This is a genomic window from Ekhidna sp., from assembly GCF_965227465.1.
Taxonomy (GTDB): Bacteria; Bacteroidota; Bacteroidia; order Cytophagales; family Cyclobacteriaceae; genus Ekhidna.
Window position 1 is genome coordinate 3,574,509 of record NZ_OZ245746.1, and the last position, 16,459, is coordinate 3,590,967.

Genomic DNA, 16,459 nt, shown 5'->3' on the forward strand with positions numbered 1-16,459 from the left:
TTTGTCAGCGGTGAAAAAATTTGTGTTAATAATAATCTCCGCATCTGTAATGGTAGCATGCAATGTCGGAGATTTAGATTTCGATAATGTGGAGATGCAGCCAATAACGGGTGTGTTTAGTTTTCCATTGGGGGAAACTACCTATATAATGCGTGACCTGGTCACTAAACAAACAGGTGATTCGCTAAACTTACAAGAGGATAGTACATCTCTGCTTACCCTGTTCTATTTTGACACAATTTCTTACAATACTTCAAATGATTTCATTCAGATAGATAATATTGTCCAAAATGGCACTGTTACCGCTCCTGCCTCCCCTGCCGGTACCGCCAGAACAGTGACAATCTTCACTTCATTTGATTTGGCTTATGATCCTCAAAGTAATGAGCAGTTAGATTCCGTTTTTTATGAAACTGGTGATCTTTCTATTGAGACTATATCCGCACTCTCAGGAACACTCAATTATTCGTATACGATCGCAAATACAACCAATATCACCACAAATAATCCAATAGTGCTCTCTGGTACGATAAACGGACCAGGAACTGATACTCAAACTCAATCTCTTATTAATCATCGGACAAGATTAACAGGTGGTAGTAATACCTTTTCTGTCATTTTAGATGCCTCCATAGATCTAGCAGCGACAGATAATTTAGTAGGAAATGAACAAATCATGTTCACCATAACATATGGAAATCAGACTTTCAATTTGATATATGGAAAGTTTGGACAGGATACCATCCAGGTAGGCAATCAGAGTATTGATATTGACTTCTTTAGTCAAGCAGCTAGAGAAGGTATAACATTTGGAAATCCAAGCATGACGTTTGAATTTGGCAACTCGTTTGGAGTACCTGTTCAATTAGATTTTAGCGGACTTTCCGGAGATGATGGAAACGGTGGAAATCAGGTGTTATTAAGTGGCGATATTGTTCGAAACCCTCCTACTATTGTAGGTTCTGATGTGAATTCACCTGCTCCGAATGTACCCGGTGAGACTGCCCAAACTACTGTTGAGATAAATCCTACAAACTCAAACCTTAGAAATCTACTTGCCTCATCACCTAGCCGACTTGTGTTTGACGTTCAAGGAGTTTCTAATGCAAATGATGCAAATCAATTAAACTACTTGCAGCCTACCAGTCAGATAAGTGCCAATATAATTATGGAAATTCCCATGGAAATTCAGCTCGAAAACTTAACTGAAAGTGGGACTTACGGACTTGGAGATGGACTGGATTTGGATAATGTTGATTCTGCTTTTATCCGAGTAGTTACAATTAATGAACTTCCTTTTTCTGCAGTAGTGGATCTTGAAATTCAAGATGCTGATAGCATGACCTTATATACCATCGCAGATAACCAAGTGATGGTTGCTCCATTTATAAACGTGAATGGGGAAGTGACTGATCCGAACGGAGTTACTGCAGATATTCCACTAAATAAGGAGGGAGTTGATGCGCTGGCAGTTGGTTCTCATATCTTAATCACATTGACCTTGAATACGCCGGTAAGCCAAACTTCTCGGGATATTTATGTAAAAGTATTGGCTGATTATACCTTAACCGTGAAAGTAGGTGTTGGAGGAAAGTTTAATCTGGATTTATAAATGAGAAAACTCTCCATCACCATATTATTCCTAACCTCATTTTTTGTTGCAAACGCCCAAACCAGCGTTTCGTTTCAACACTTAGGTAATGCGACTTTCCAAAATAACTTGGTTAATCCTTCTCTTATTCCAAAGGGACGATTATTCATTGGTTTACCAGTGCTCTCGGGTGTGCATGTACACGTGAATAATAAGGTCAGTTACAATGAGGTGTTCACCAAGGAGGCAGATCGAATTGTTGTCGATGTAGACAAAATCCTAGGTAATCTTCAACAACAAAATTTGCTGAGTAGCAAAGTAAACATCAACCTCTTGCATATAGGCTTCAAGACCAACAATGGTGTGCTATTAAGCTTTACAGCAAATGAAAGAGTCGAAGCTGACTTTGTATACTCAAAGGAGTTGGTGAATTACGTTTTCAACGGTAACAGCAACTTTCTCAATAAGACAGTAAAAATTTCAAATGTTGGAGCAACGGCCACACATTTTAGAGAGTTTGGATTAGGAATTGCTGCCCCTGTCAATGATCAGCTCACAGTTGGGATAAGAGGTAAGTTTTTAGTAGGATTTATAAATGCTAGTACACCATCAAATTTTAAAGCCACCATTGAATCGAATGGCGAAGCTTTCCAAGTGGATGCCGACTGGCAAAACGCTTCTCTAAGGACTTCAGGGGTTGATATTTATCAAGGTGATGAGGGTGATCTCGGATCACATCTACTTTTCAATGGCAACAAAGGTCTTGCTTTAGATATTGGGGGCACTTATCGGCTTAACAGATATTATACGTTGACAGGATCTATAGTGGATATTGGCTTTATAAACTGGAAAGAAAACATAAAAAATTATGCTTTGGGGGACACAACCTTTACGTATAGTGGTGTTGACCTTGCTGAGTTAGATGATATTCAACAAACCCTGGAAGATTCCCTGTTCAACAAATTCGAAACAACAGAAAACAGCAATCCGTACCGTAGTTGGTTACCAGTAACGGCTCAAGGAAGCTGGATTTATCACTACACACCAAAGTTGGATTTTTATGTAACTGCTGGTTCAAGATTGGTGCAACGTCAATTGAAAATGCTCTACGGTGGCGGTATGACTTACAAATTTGGCAGGGCTTTTACGGCATCTGCTAGTGCAACAAAGCTTCCTCAACAATTCTTTAACATTGGGGCAGCCATCACCGCCAAGGGTGGCCCAGTGCAAATGTATTTGGCTGCTGATCAGATCATTAATTTTTCTGTTCCAGATGCAAAAGCCTTTGATTTTCGTTTTGGGATGAGTTTTGCTTTTGGCAGACGCAGAACTGTCGAACCAGAGAGTGGTCTTTCAAGAGCACCTATTGCTGGTGCGAAAGGATTGGATACGAATGTTTTCCTCGGTAAGAAAGTGAAAACCAAAAAACGAGATGGTATTTACTCCATTATTAAACGACAGAAACGTAGAGATCTGAAGAACAAACGCACGCAGAGAGACAATGATGTGAAAAAGAAAAGTCTCAATGGCAGAACGGGTAAGAAAAATACGGGGAGTGAATAATTACTTGCTGCATATCAAGTAACAAAGCCCCCAGGAGACCGAAAATCCATTATTATCATTTGTCCCTAATTCCGATAGTGCATTTTTAAGCTCGGTATCTGATGGATTTATATCGAGCCTAAATAGCAACCTGAAAAATTCTAATGCTTCTGCTTCGGTTTGGAAATTCCATAAATAAGATTGGTCTTCAACGTTAACATCAAACCCTGCGTTTCTTAGCTCTAATTGATCTTCAGCGCGTATAAATTTTCCCTGATGACCCATGCTATTCCATTGATCTACAAATCCGTTGAGAAACCTTGATATCTTGTCATCAACTTTCACATCAGCAATTATCATCCGTCCCCCAGGCTTAAGTATCCTGTACATCTCGGTATAAAAGTCTTTTCGAGCTACAATATGATGCAGCGCAGCAAGACTAACAATTTCAGTCACAGACTCATCTTCCAGATCTATTTTAGACTCCTTGCATTTATGAATGCCTAAGTGATGATCATTGAACTCACCGGAAAAATCGTAAGCGAGGTAGTTCACATTTTCATTCAGATAATTATGAAGGTAGCCTCCGCCAGCAGGCAAATCCAGAATGGTACTTTCCGAGGATTGGCGTAGTTTTTTTACAATGGTTTTGAACTCTTCATCTCTAGCAGAAGGGTACTTCTCCATGGCCATATGGTAAGACCTACCCCTTTGATTAAAAATTTCCTCATATGCCTGCATTAACAAAATCAGTTACATCCTTACAAGTTTGACATTTACCACATGATTTAGGCATACTATTTTCATAAATAGGTCTTCTACACCACCACGTATTGGATCTAACTTCAGGTGGTAAAAAATTCCAAATCTCCTGTTTGGTATAATTCACCATAGGGAAAATATATTGAGGAATTACTTCCTCCTCCAGAGATAAAACACTCTTAAAAATAGCTTGGGCTCTTTTCATTCTCATCATGAAGTTCTCCCCTCCGGATTCCACATCTGTCTTAGTCCTACCCATAGCTACAGACACAATGTCTTTACGCGAAGCGCAAATATTTGCGGAAAAAAAAGCACAAACATCCATATCAAATGGAAATCTATTTGCTTTTAAGGGAGCAAAACCGGATGTATTAAAAGTACTAGCGGTAATTGTAAAGTTACGCTCATCCTGCTTTTGATAATATGCTAAAATTGATTTAACCGCAGTAGCTTCTGCCAACGCTCTATTCTCTCGATTGACAATATGAATGTGATGAACTATTAGTTCAAAGTCTTTATACTCCGGGTCTGTCATGAGCTTATGCAGTACACCAGTTGAATCTATTCCCCCAGAGAACATACACAAGATTGTTTGATTTGGCACTTTCTTATCCATCAATGAACGCTTTTGTTTGGGTGCATGTCCCGCAGACTCCACAAGGTAGAATTTTATCTTCCTGATAAATTGGTGTTCTGCACCACCATACATTTGACTGCACCTCTGGTGGAATGCTATTCCATATTTCAGCCTTTGTGTACTTAATCAATGGAAAAATAAATTTAGGAATAGGCTCTTTTTCCAGAAGCCATACACTATCAAAAACATCCTGCATACGCTTCATTCTAGCTTCGAAACTACCTCCTGAGCTTACATCGGTCTTAGTCCTTCCCCATGCGACAAATCGAATGTTCTTTCTTCCTACAGCAATATTTGCTGCATAAAATGCACAAACATCCATATCATATGGGTACCGTTTAGATCTTAAACTTGAAAACCCCCTACTATCAAAGACACTTTCTGTAACCAAAAACTGACGATCATAATTTTTCTTGTAGCATTCAATGATCGATTTTACTGCCTTTGCTTCAGCTTTTGCTCTATTTTCTCGATTATGGATATGGATATGATGGACAATCAAATTGGCATCTTTGTATTTTTTATGAGTAATGAGTTGATGCAGAACTCCTGTTGAATCTATCCCGCCAGAGAAGAGGCATAAAATGGTCGGTTTGATTTGAGTATTCACTAAAATAGATTTCTGAAAGCATCACTCAGTTTGGAGAATGAATGAACTTTTATTTTAAACTTATCAAGGTCTTTTGATTTCAAGTTATGTTTTGAAATATAAATTTCTTTAAATCCAAGTTTCTCTGCTTCATTGATTCTGTTCTCAATCCTACTCACGGGTCGAATTTCTCCTCCTAAGCCTACCTCAGCAGCAAAGCAAACATCGTCCCCGATTGGGGAATCTTCAAATGAGGAAAATATGGCTGAACAGATCGCTAAATCTAATGCTGTGTCCTGCACTTTTAACCCACCTGCAATATTTAGAAATACGTCCTGCGTACTTAGCCTAATTCCCAGACGTTTCTCCATTACAGCTAAGAGCATTGTTAACCTCTTGTAGTCGTAACCTGTGGTGCTACGCTGCGGATTTCCATAACTGGTAGGGCTCACCAAAGCCTGCGTCTCTAAGATCAGAGGCCTATTCCCTTCTAATGTAGCTCCAAGGGCTATTCCGCTAAGCCCTGGTTCTCTAGGAGAAATTAAAATTTCCGAAGGATTCGTCACCTCCCTTAGCCCATTTGCATTCATTTCAAACATTCCCAGCTCAGAGGTAGATCCAAATCTGTTTTTGATGGTTCGCAAAATGCGATAAGATAAATGTCGGTCTCCCTCAAATTGTAAAACTGTGTCCACCATATGCTCCAACACCTTTGGCCCGGCAATAGCACCGTCCTTATTCACATGACCTATTAAAAAAATTGGGATTCCTTTCTGTTTCGCAAATTTCATTAGCTGTCCGGTGCACTCCTTCACTTGGGATATGGAGCCAATCGCGGCTTCAATTCTTTCAGAATGTAGGGTTTGTATTGAATCAATAATCAGTACATCTGGAGCCATACTCTCTGCCTGCCTAATAACTTCCGAAAGACTGGTTTCTGCATACAGAAAGCAATGTTCTGAAGTTGTTCCAATTCGCTCCGCTCGCATCTTAATCTGTTCTGCACTCTCCTCACCAGAAACATACAAGGTCTTTTTTGGTAGCTGAATAGCCATTTGCAACATAATCGTAGACTTTCCAATACCCGGTTCACCGCCGACCAAAACCAAAGAACCATCCACAATACCCCCACCCAAAACCCGATCCAGTTCCGAAATACCAGTCTTCAACCGCTCTTTCTTCTTGTGGTCACCTGCATCTTTTATGTTAACTGGTTTACTTTTTTCTACTGTGAAGTTTGTTTGAGCAGTAGTGTTTTTTGAAAAGACCTCTTCTACATACGTATTCCACTCCCCACATGCTGGACATTTTCCAACCCACTTGGCGGATTCTGCTCCACAAGACTGACAAAAAAATATCGATTTAGTTTTAGCCATATATAGTTGAGATAACGGCTAAGATATAAACTGTCTCAGTTAATTTTACGGCATGCAAAAAGATCAGAAAGTTTTCGACTTAATCAAGGCTGAAGAAAAGCGACAGATAGAAGGAATAGAGCTGATAGCCTCAGAAAATATTGTTTCACCTCAAGTACAGGAAGCAGCTGGTAGTGTACTCACTAATAAGTACGCAGAAGGTCTTCCCGGCAAAAGATATTATGGAGGGTGTGAAGTTGTCGATGAAATTGAAGATCTGGCACGAGAAAGAGCCAAAGAACTATTTGGAGCTACATGGGCCAATGTGCAACCACACTCAGGAGCTCAGGCAAATGCTGCTGTGATGCTTGCTTGCCTTAACGCAGGCGATGAAATTCTTGGTTTTGACCTTTCACATGGTGGTCATTTGACACATGGTTCAGGAGTTAACTTTTCTGGAAAGCTCTATAAACCCAACTTCTATGGGGTGGAAAAGGATTCTGGCCTGATCGATTATGATCAGCTTGAAAAGGTAGCTCGTGAAAAAAGTCCCAAAATGATTATTTGTGGAGCTTCTGCCTACAGTAGAGATTGGGATTATGAGCGATTCAGAGCTATTGCTGACGAAGCTGGTGCCATACTACTTGCTGATGTTTCACACCCATCCGGGTTGATCGCGCGAGGACTTCTAAACGATCCGTTGGAATTCTGTCATATAGTTACCACAACCACGCATAAAACGCTTAGAGGGCCCAGAGGCGGGATGATTTTGGTCCGAGATGATATTGATAATCCATGGGGGTTGACCACACCAAAGGGTGTGGTGAGAAAGCTTAGCTCATTATTAGACTCAGGTGTTTTCCCAGGGACACAAGGTGGACCTTTGGAACATATCATCGCTGCAAAAGCTGTTGCTTTTGGCGAAGCACTTTCTGAAGATTACATGAATTACTTACTACAGGTAAAGAAAAACGCCACTGCTATGGCTGATGCATTTGTAAACAAGGGATATGACGTAATTTCAGGTGGAACTGACAACCACTTGATGCTTATAGATTTAAGATCAAAAGACATAACAGGGAAAGATGCTGAGAATTCATTGATAAAGGCAGATATTACTGTCAATAAGAACATGGTCCCTTTCGATGATAAAAGTCCATTCGTTACTTCAGGAATGCGCGTAGGAACACCTGCGGTTACTACAAGAGGTATGCTTGAGGCAGATATGATCAAGATAGTAGACCTGATTGATACTGTTTTAACACATAAAGATGATGATGCGAAGGTGGGGGAAGTAAAATCTGAAATAAATTCATGGATGTCAAAATTCCCATTGTTTAAGGGTTAAAATGCCACTGGATCAAGTAGCAGACGAAAAAGAGATGTCCTTTTTGGATCATCTGGAAGAGCTAAGATGGCACATCATTCGCTCCATAATTGCAATTATTGTTTTTGCCATAGCTGCCTTTGTTGCTAAAGATTTTGTCATTGGCACAGTTATTTTGGGGCCTTCCAGGACCGATTTTTGGACCTACCAAAAACTTTGTCAACTCGCTGACTTGATAGGAAGACAGGCCCTATGTATTGATACTTTAAGTTTTGAGCTTGTGAGTAGAAAGCTTAGTAGTCAATTCATGACCCATGTCTCTATATCGTTTTTTGTCGGGCTAGTTCTTGGTTTCCCCTATCTATTTTGGGAGATCTGGAGATTTATCCGGCCAGGATTACGACCTCAAGAAAGAAAAGCCTCTAGAGGAGCAACTTTTTCAGTCAGTGTACTTTTTGCCCTCGGTGTAATGTTTGGTTATTTCCTAATAGCCCCAATATCCGTTCGGTTCTTTTCAGCATATCAGGTAGATGCCTCCCTCCAGAATTTATTTGACCTCTCCTCATATATCAGTACAGTCACCATGATTGTGTTTGGCTGTGGGATGCTATTCCAACTTCCAGTTGTTGTGTATTTTCTTACCAAAGCGGGAATAGTAAGCTCATCTCTGATGAAATCTTATAGAAAACATGCAATCATAGTAATTTTGATATTAGGAGCTATAGTGACTCCTCCAGATCCGTTCAGTCAAGTACTTATTGCGCTACCATTGATGATGCTGTATCAAATGAGTATTTTAATAGCTAAGCGGATTGAAAAAAGAGAGGCACGAGAAAATAAAGAAAAATGAAAATTGCAATAGGTGGCGATCATGCCGGTTTCCAGTACAAAAATAGATTAATATCACACCTTGAAGATAACGGACATGAGGTCAAGGACTTTGGACCTCATTCTGATGACTCTGTAGATTATCCTGATCATGTTCATCCATTGGCCTCAGCTATTTCCGCTGAGGACTTTGAGCTGGGAATACTCATCTGCGGAAGTGGTAACGGAGTAGCCATGACAGCCAACAAGCATGAGAATGTGAGAGCCGCATTGTGCTGGAATACTGAATTGGCTGCACTGGCCAGACAACATAATGATGCCAATATTATCTGCTTAGCTGCCCGGTTTATCGCCTACGAATACGCAGAAAGTTTAACTGATACCTTTATTGAGACATCATTTGAGGGAGGAAGACATGAACGCAGAGTAGATAAGATCAATTGCTGATTTTAGCATACTCATCCCCTTTCCTTGCATTGTATTTTCGTTCCAGGTTGGGAAATCTATTAAACACAGCAGGCATAATACCCATTTCGTCAATGATGATCTCAGCATCTGTTTTTTCAAAAATTTGGTATAGTCTGGTTGCAGAAGTATAAAAGTCCAAACCCTGAAATGCTTTCTCACATAAGTGAGTATTAAAGCAAGGGGTGAGCATTTCATGCTGCATATAATATGCTGCATCTTCTCCAATCAACATTGTTTTAGGCTTCACCAGCATTGGCTCTTTTGCAATCAGTTTTGAGACCAATGCGCTGTAAGTAAAAATGCTAAAGCCAATTAATCCTAAAATCAGTATTCCCGGCATTACCATTTTAAAAAACTTCCTTCTAATCAGTACAAAATAATGCACCCAGAAATAAGTAATTACCGGTATCAGAAATACTAGTTCATGTAATGATTTTTCATTGGATAAGAAAAAAGTGGCAACCGCCCCTAGAAACATTAGCCAAATAACTTGCTGAATTTTTTGTTGAAAATTGGTGAGGCGAGCAGAACTCCAGGTTTTGAAAACAGCCAGTAGAAATACAAAAATAAAACCAGCACATATGGTCAAAGCATCTACAATATCTAATGGAGACCCATTGCTTAAAACTAAATTTTGAATAATGTAACTATCAAAAAATAACCAAAAATCACCCCTCCAAAAGAAATAAAGACCACAGAGTGCAAACACCAGGAGAAAGCTAAATAAATAGAGTAACAATCTGCGGGTAACCGCACTAGAGAATAGAATTAGGGCAAAAAGAAAGACCAAAAAGAAAACGACTGACGGAAGGTAAATCATAGTCGCTACTCCTATCAAAATTCCCGAATTCAAAAAAAGCTCATCAGTCACTTGATTATCAATCCTCCTTAGAACGTTTCTCAATGCGAGAAGAATAAAGGTTAAGCTCATGAGCTGAGGAGAGAGTGTCATAAAATCAGGAATAGAAACCATTAAAATCATGTAAAGAAACCCAGGTAAGTAGCTGTTTTCGTCGTAGGCCTTATTCTTGAGTAAGATTTGATTAAAAATCGCTGCTTGAAATATGATTACAATAGAGCTGATCCCATACTGAGCAAATGATGTGCGACCTAAGATTAAGTCCAAGTATTTGTAAACAAAGGCAGCAATTGGTCCCGTATAGTCGAATGTTTCACTATACATTTTAAATCCATTGTTTAGCCACTCCCCGAGGAGAAGCCATTTTAACTCATAATAGGACGGAGCTTCAATAAAATAGCCTTGAACCAAACGTATTAAGATCATAATCACAAAAATTATGACAAGTCTGTATGGATCATTGATTCTAAAGAAACGTAACAATGGTAGCGTGTTTTAAAAACTATTATCTGATTAAATTCGAAATTAGAGTATTTGCTTAAACCGCTTAAGGAATATCTTAGGATATTTGCAACATGGAAAGTAAGAGGCAGATAAAATACGGCAAACAACTCCAAAAAGATATTGCTGAAATATTTCAGAAAGATCCATCCTATTATTTCAAATCTTCTTTGGGAACCATAACTGGAGTCTCTGTTTCACCCGATCTTGGCTTAGCTCGTATTCAGTTGAGTATTTTTCCCATTACCATGGCCGATAAGGTATTCGAACACCTAAATGATATCAAAAGTGAAATCCGATTAAAACTTGGTAAAAAGATTGGCGACAGGGCTCGAATTGTCCCGGAGTTAGCGTTTTTTCACGATGATACAGAAGAAAAAGCTTCGAAAATTGACGGATTAATTAATAAATTAAATATCCCGCCTGAGGAAGAATGAATTTCTCATTTTTTATAGCAAGAAAGTATTTTCTATCTGGGAAAAAGAAAAATTTCATTAATGTAATTTCTATTATCTCTATGATTGTGGTTGCCATTGGTACCATGTGCCTGATTATTGCACTCTCGGTTTTCAATGGTTTAGAAGGACTCCTACGTGGTATGTATGGAAACTTCGATCCTGACATTGTGGTGACTCCCACTACCGGAAAATCATTCCAATTAGACTCCTTGGATATAAGAAAAATTCGTTCAGTGGATGGTGTTGTGGGTGTTTCTGAAGTAATTGAAGACAATGTATTAGTGGAATACAAAGAAGCCCAACGACTTGTAAGAATGAAAGGGGTCAGTCGTGACTTTGACGAGTATAGCGGGATAAGAAACGTAATGGTAGCTGGTGATTTTCCGCTAGTCAGAGACAGCATTGGATATGCTTTGGTTGGACGAGGAGTTCAGTATGATTTATCTATGAGCTTAAAGAATGATTTTTATACACTTCAGATGTATTACCCTAAAGAGATTGGACCGGGCGTTGTTAACCCAACACGGATGTATAACCTACTCAACATTATACCAGGAGGAATATTCGCTATTGAAAAATCGTATGACGATAATTACATTTTCGTACCAGTAGAATTCGCTCGGGATTTATTGGACTATGGCAATCGACTAACCGGATATGATATTTATTTACATCCTAATAGTAATCCGACAGCAATCAAAAATGATCTACAGTCTGTGCTAGGCAACCGGTTTCAAGTCAGATTAGGAGAAGAGTTACATACGGATCTATTTAAAGTTTTAAAAATTGAAAAACTATTTGTTTTCATCATCATGGTAGCCATCATTGGTATTGCCTCTATCAATATTTTCTTTTCACTCACAATGCTTGTTATTGAAAAGAAAAAGGATATTTCCGTGCTATTTGCCCAGGGAGCATCGACTAATTTGATTCGGAATATTTTTCTTTATGAAGGTTGCATTGTGGCCTTTACCGGAGCTGGAGTAGGACTGTTTTTAGGTATTGGAATAAGTTTAATTCAGCAACACTTTGGCCTAATAGGAATGGGAATGGACTCTGCCGTGTTAAATAGCTACCCGGTTGAGATCGTAATCAGTGATGTGATTTTCTCCGTAATAGCCATTATTATTATTACCATTCTTGCCTCTATCAAACCTGCAATAAAGGCGAGTAAATCTTTTTCGATTCAAACTTTACAATAAACTCATAACTCTTCTCAGTTTCTTACCTGTTAGGTACCGAATTTTTACTATTTTCGAAGTTTACCTGATTCTAAAAATCTGTGAAAGTATCTCCAGACGAGCCGTTTGAACTTATCTATTCCCTTTATGATCATGAATATCTAGGGTACCTTATTGAATCATTTGTTGTGCAACTGAATGATAAGGGTGAATTGACCTATTCACACCAAAATATTTCAGCTAAGAATGCTCAGGAGTTTAGCAAAGGTTTAGATGAGAATGATTATAAGATCATCAAGGTCATGGATCAAATCCAACAAGATCAGGTTGCCAATCATTTTCAAAAGAAACGGCAAAAACCCGAAGAGTTTTTTCTGAAGGTTTACGATGAACAAACAGGTGATAAAGTACTCCAAAATGAAATAGAGGGATATATAGAGCGGAGAAGATCCCAAATCCTTGCGCTGATTCATGGGAAACGACTTTTCGAAATGGGTAAAGACGGTGAACCTACCTGGAAGGAAATCGAGGTGGTAGATGAAAAAGCCACCGTACTATTCCATTTCCGCAAAAACGAAGACAACACGCATTACTTCCCAACAATCAAACTAAAAGGTGAAAAGGTAGATTTTCTCAATAACGGCAGCTATTTACTATGCAAAGAGCCTGCTTGGTTAGTTGCAAATGATCAACTTTTTACGTTTAAAAAACCAGTTAGTGGTGGGAAGTTCAAACCTTTTCTTAAGAAAAAATTCATTCTTATACCAAAGGATATCGAAGAGACCTATTACCAAAAGTTTGTAGGTCCGCTTATTTCCGAATTTGACGTCTATGCGAAAGGTTTCGATATAGTCACTCACAAACCAAAGCCAACACCCAAGCTTACGGTCAGCGAAGTACAAACTGCTCACAATACTTCTCTTTTCGACGATGATGGAAATAGCAATATTGCCGAAAATGATAAGCTTTTATTGGAGCTCTCTTTTGATTACGGAAGTCACAATTTCAATGCTGATAAACTTAGTCGGGTGAGTGTTTCGCTGGAAAAGCAGAATGATAATTATACTTTTCATAGAATAAGCAGAGATCATGAGGGCGAAAAGGGAATTATCGAACAATTAGCAACTAATGGCCTGCAACTTAGGAATTCAAGAGCCACACTCCCAAAAACAACCGCTTTTGATTGGATTGGTCAAAACAGTGACTTGCTTGAAGATTTTATTATCAAACAAAATCAAAAAGGAAAGAAATTTTTTGTGGGAGAGTCAGTCATAGACCTTGAGGTAAGTGAGGGCGTGGACTGGTTTGATTTAAAAGCAAAAATCCGTTTCGGTGAATTTGAAATTCCTTTTGAAGAAATACGAAAATGTATCCTTAATGGAAAGACGGAAATACAATTACCAAATGGTGAAATTGGAGTTATTCCTGAATCATGGATTACGAGGTATAAAGACCTATTTGCGTTCTCATCGGAGACTACCGGTGGAATTACTTTAGATAAAATTCATGTCTCTCTTGTACAAGAGCTAAAAGAGGGAGAGCTCGCAAAGGTCACGATGGATCGAAAGCTTGAGAAGCTGCTATCCTTTGATCAGATGGAAGATTATTCCGTTCCGGAAAATTTTACAGGCCATCTGCGTCCCTATCAGCTTGCCGGATATAATTGGCTTAGGTTTTTAGAAGATTACAGCTTTGGTGGGTGTCTTGCTGACGATATGGGGCTTGGGAAGACCATTCAAGCATTAGCCCTTCTTCAACATCAAAAAAATGAGAATCCTAATAGTCCCAGTCTATTGATAATGCCAACCTCCTTGCTATACAATTGGGAGATGGAATCAAAAAAGTTTACTCCAAAACTTAAGATTCTTAATTATACCGGAATCAATCGTGTAAAGGATACTAGCGCTTTTGCAAAATATGATTTGGTGATAACCAGTTATGGGACCACCCGAGTCGATGTAGAAATATTATCTGAATTTTATTTCAACTATATCATTTTGGATGAATCGCAAGCCATTAAAAACCCAGGTTCACTTATCTCCAAAAAAGTCAAAGAACTAAAGTCTCGCCGAAAGCTGATATTGACAGGAACACCCATTGAAAATAGTACACTTGACTTATGGTCACAAATGAGTTTTGTCAACCCGGGACTTCTTGGCAATGAATCGTATTTCAAAAAGAACTACCTGATCCCCATTGAAAAGAAGAATGATGCAGAGAAAACCAAAAAACTCAATTCATTAATTAAACCATTTCTGTTGAGAAGAGACAAAAGTCAGGTAGCAGATGACCTACCAGAAAAGGTAGTGAACATCAGATACTGCAATATGTCTGATGAGCAACGAGAATATTATGAGAAGGAAAAAAATGCCTTCAGAAGTAAAATACTGGATGTGATCGAATCCGATGGGATCAACAAATCTCACATGGTGCTTTTGCAAGGGCTTACGCAACTGCGCCAAATTGCTAACCACCCGAAAATGGTTGAACCGGAGTATGGTGATGGGTCTGGTAAATTGGAAGAGGTCACTTATATGATCGAAAATTCCATTTCAAAAGGGCATAAAGTTTTGATTTTTAGTCAGTTCGTAAAACACCTAAAGATCGTTTCGGATTATTTAGAAACTCAAAAATTACCCTTCGCATACCTTGACGGATCTACTAAAGACAGACAAAATCAAGTCGAACGATTCCAAAATGATCCGGCGGTATCCATCTTTTTGATTTCGTTAAAGGCAGGGGGTACTGGTTTAAACCTAACCAAGGCAGATTATGTGTTCTTGTTGGACCCATGGTGGAATCCGGCTGTAGAAGCACAGGCAATAGATCGGGCCCATCGAATTGGACAAACTAAAAAAGTTTTTGCGTATAAATTTGTCAGTAAGGATACCATCGAAGAAAAAATTATCAAGCTACAGGAGCATAAACAAAAATTAGCTTCCGATTTGATCACCGTTGAAGAAAGTTTCATAAAAAGCCTCTCACAAAGCGACATTAAGGACCTCTTTGATTAATTTTTATCATTCAAATAAGGGTTGGATTTTATCCGTGTTGTTAGATGAGTGTAATTCACTACATAAGAGACTTTCCTATGAGAAATCCGATAATAAGTCTGATTACTTTCATCTTAGTAATTAACACGTGCCTTTGTTCGAGTGCATCTGGTCAGAAAGAGTTTGGCTTCAAATTACCTGGAAAAGCTAAGAAGATTGAAATCCCTTTTGAACAGCACAACAATCTGATCATCATACCTGTAACGATCAATAGGTTTCTTACCTTAAAGTTCATTCTCGATACTGGAGTAGAAAGCGCAATCCTTACAGAAAAACTCTATGCTGATATTCTCGATGTGAATTATATCAGAGAAATTGTAATAGATGGTCCGGGCCTTGTCGACTCAGTTGAGGCACTTATTGCAAACCAGGTTACATTCGGTCTACCCGGGGGAATCATTGGTCAAAATATGAATATGCTAGTCCTAAAAGAGGATTATTTGCAGCTTTCAGAGAATATTGGAGATGATGTACATGGCATTATTGGGTACGATATTTTCTCTCGCTTTGTGGTTGCTATTGATTATGATAACAGTATACTCACCCTTCATGATCCCGATAGGTACAAGAAAAGCAGACGATCCGTCGAAGTGCCTATAGCCATCAAGGGTACAAAACCATTCATAAATGCCACGATTAAACAGGATGATCAGGAAGCTACTTTAGATATCATGATCGATACGGGAGCTAGTCATGCGGCACTTATTGACTATAACTATCTGGATGGTGTTAGTTTACCAGAAAAAACAATTGAAACAAGATTGGGAAGAGGTATTGCAGGGGAAATACCCGGATATGTTGGTCGAATGGACTCAGTAAAAATTAAGAGTTTCGATTTTAGCAAGATGCTGGTTTCTGCACCCTTTGACGGGGCGTATAACAAGGTGATTAAAAGGGGTGCCAGAGTTGGAACCTTTGGAGGAGAATTGCTAAACAGATTTAACGTCACATTCGATTATCCTCACGGTAAAATATATCTTTCGAAAGGTGATAATTATTATGAAGCTTTCGAATATGACATGAGCGGAATGGCACTTAATGCTACTGGTGAAAATCTTGACACAATTAAAGTGGTGAATGTGGATAAAGGAAGCCCAGCCTATAATGCAGACATAAGAAAGGGCGATATCATCCACTCAATAAATGGGAAGAGCTTAAGATATCATACATTATCAGATATCTATAATCTTCTTCAATCTAGAGATGGCAGAAGAATAAAATGCAAGATTTATCGAGACGGTGAAAAAATGAAATTTCGTTTCCGACTTAGACGAGTTATATAAAAAAAGGATAATGCATTTCCTTGCA

Annotated in this window: 14 protein-coding genes; 9 read left to right on the plus strand and 5 right to left on the minus strand. The window is 38.8% G+C overall.

The window, feature by feature from the left end; all coding sequences use genetic code 11:
* Nucleotides 1-10 precede the first annotated feature (10 nt).
* A complete protein-coding gene (locus ACO05G_RS15805; protein ID WP_421763609.1) occupies nt 11-1,612 on the plus strand; it encodes a hypothetical protein in 1,602 nt (533 codons plus the stop codon).
* Nucleotides 1,613-3,154 carry a DUF5723 family protein gene (locus tag ACO05G_RS15810; RefSeq protein WP_421763610.1) on the plus strand — a complete coding sequence of 514 codons (1,542 nt, stop codon included), beginning with the start codon at nt 1,613-1,615 and terminating at the stop codon, nt 3,152-3,154. It begins immediately after the preceding gene.
* Here ACO05G_RS15810 and ACO05G_RS15815 read toward each other — a convergent pair whose 3' ends face one another.
* The 4 genes from ACO05G_RS15815 to radA are packed head-to-tail and all read right to left on the minus strand — an operon-like array spanning nt 3,155 to nt 6,497.
* The gene (locus ACO05G_RS15815; protein WP_421763611.1) at nt 3,155-3,874 is read right to left on the minus strand and encodes a methyltransferase domain-containing protein; all 720 of its coding nucleotides are present in this window, start codon (nt 3,872-3,874) and stop codon (nt 3,155-3,157) included.
* Nucleotides 3,861-4,511: a hypothetical protein gene (locus ACO05G_RS15820; RefSeq protein WP_421763612.1), complete on the minus strand. Its 651-nt coding sequence runs from the start codon at nt 4,509-4,511 to the stop codon at nt 3,861-3,863. The genes ACO05G_RS15815 and ACO05G_RS15820 overlap by 14 nt, the downstream gene beginning before the upstream one ends.
* Nucleotides 4,504-5,142, minus strand: a complete 639-nt coding sequence (locus tag ACO05G_RS15825; RefSeq protein ID WP_421763613.1) for an ATP-binding protein — start codon at nt 5,140-5,142, stop codon at nt 4,504-4,506. Before ACO05G_RS15825 ends, ACO05G_RS15820 begins: the two co-directional genes overlap by 8 nt.
* Nucleotides 5,142-6,497, minus strand: a complete 1,356-nt coding sequence (radA, locus tag ACO05G_RS15830; RefSeq protein ID WP_421763614.1) for a DNA repair protein RadA — start codon at nt 6,495-6,497, stop codon at nt 5,142-5,144. The genes ACO05G_RS15825 and radA overlap by 1 nt, the downstream gene beginning before the upstream one ends.
* Nucleotides 6,498-6,549: 52 nt before the next feature.
* Here radA and glyA point away from each other — a divergent pair, with 52 nt between their 5' ends.
* The 3 genes from glyA to rpiB are packed head-to-tail and all read left to right on the plus strand — an operon-like array spanning nt 6,550 to nt 9,078.
* Nucleotides 6,550-7,824 (plus strand): serine hydroxymethyltransferase, encoded by a 1,275-nt coding sequence (gene glyA / locus ACO05G_RS15835; RefSeq protein ID WP_421763615.1) that lies wholly within the window; start codon nt 6,550-6,552, stop codon nt 7,822-7,824.
* A 1-nt stretch (nt 7,825) separates the two neighbouring features.
* A complete protein-coding gene (tatC, locus tag ACO05G_RS15840) occupies nt 7,826-8,653 on the plus strand; it encodes a twin-arginine translocase subunit TatC (RefSeq protein ID WP_421763616.1) in 828 nt (275 codons plus the stop codon).
* Nucleotides 8,650-9,078, plus strand: coding sequence for a ribose 5-phosphate isomerase B (gene rpiB / locus ACO05G_RS15845; protein ID WP_421763617.1), 429 nt, complete (start codon nt 8,650-8,652; stop codon nt 9,076-9,078). Before tatC ends, rpiB begins: the two co-directional genes overlap by 4 nt.
* On the opposite strand, the gene ACO05G_RS15850 is transcribed toward rpiB, so the two are convergent.
* Nucleotides 9,068-10,384, minus strand: a complete 1,317-nt coding sequence (locus ACO05G_RS15850) for a hypothetical protein (protein WP_421763618.1) — start codon at nt 10,382-10,384, stop codon at nt 9,068-9,070. The genes rpiB and ACO05G_RS15850 overlap by 11 nt on opposite strands.
* Nucleotides 10,385-10,533: 149 nt before the next feature.
* Here ACO05G_RS15850 and ACO05G_RS15855 point away from each other — a divergent pair, with 149 nt between their 5' ends.
* The 4 genes from ACO05G_RS15855 to ACO05G_RS15870 all read left to right on the plus strand — a co-directional run bounded on the left by ACO05G_RS15855 (nt 10,534) and on the right by ACO05G_RS15870 (nt 16,434).
* Complete coding sequence (locus ACO05G_RS15855) at nt 10,534-10,896, plus strand: ribosome-binding factor A (protein WP_421763619.1); 363 nt, start codon at nt 10,534-10,536, stop codon at nt 10,894-10,896.
* A complete protein-coding gene (locus ACO05G_RS15860) occupies nt 10,893-12,119 on the plus strand; it encodes an FtsX-like permease family protein (protein ID WP_421763620.1) in 1,227 nt (408 codons plus the stop codon). Before ACO05G_RS15855 ends, ACO05G_RS15860 begins: the two co-directional genes overlap by 4 nt.
* A gap of 80 nt (nt 12,120-12,199) precedes the next feature.
* Nucleotides 12,200-15,112 (plus strand): DEAD/DEAH box helicase, encoded by a 2,913-nt coding sequence (locus ACO05G_RS15865; protein WP_421763621.1) that lies wholly within the window; start codon nt 12,200-12,202, stop codon nt 15,110-15,112.
* Nucleotides 15,113-15,156: 44 nt separating this feature from the next.
* Complete coding sequence (locus ACO05G_RS15870; protein ID WP_421763622.1) at nt 15,157-16,434, plus strand: PDZ domain-containing protein; 1,278 nt, start codon at nt 15,157-15,159, stop codon at nt 16,432-16,434.
* Nucleotides 16,435-16,459 lie beyond the last annotated feature (25 nt).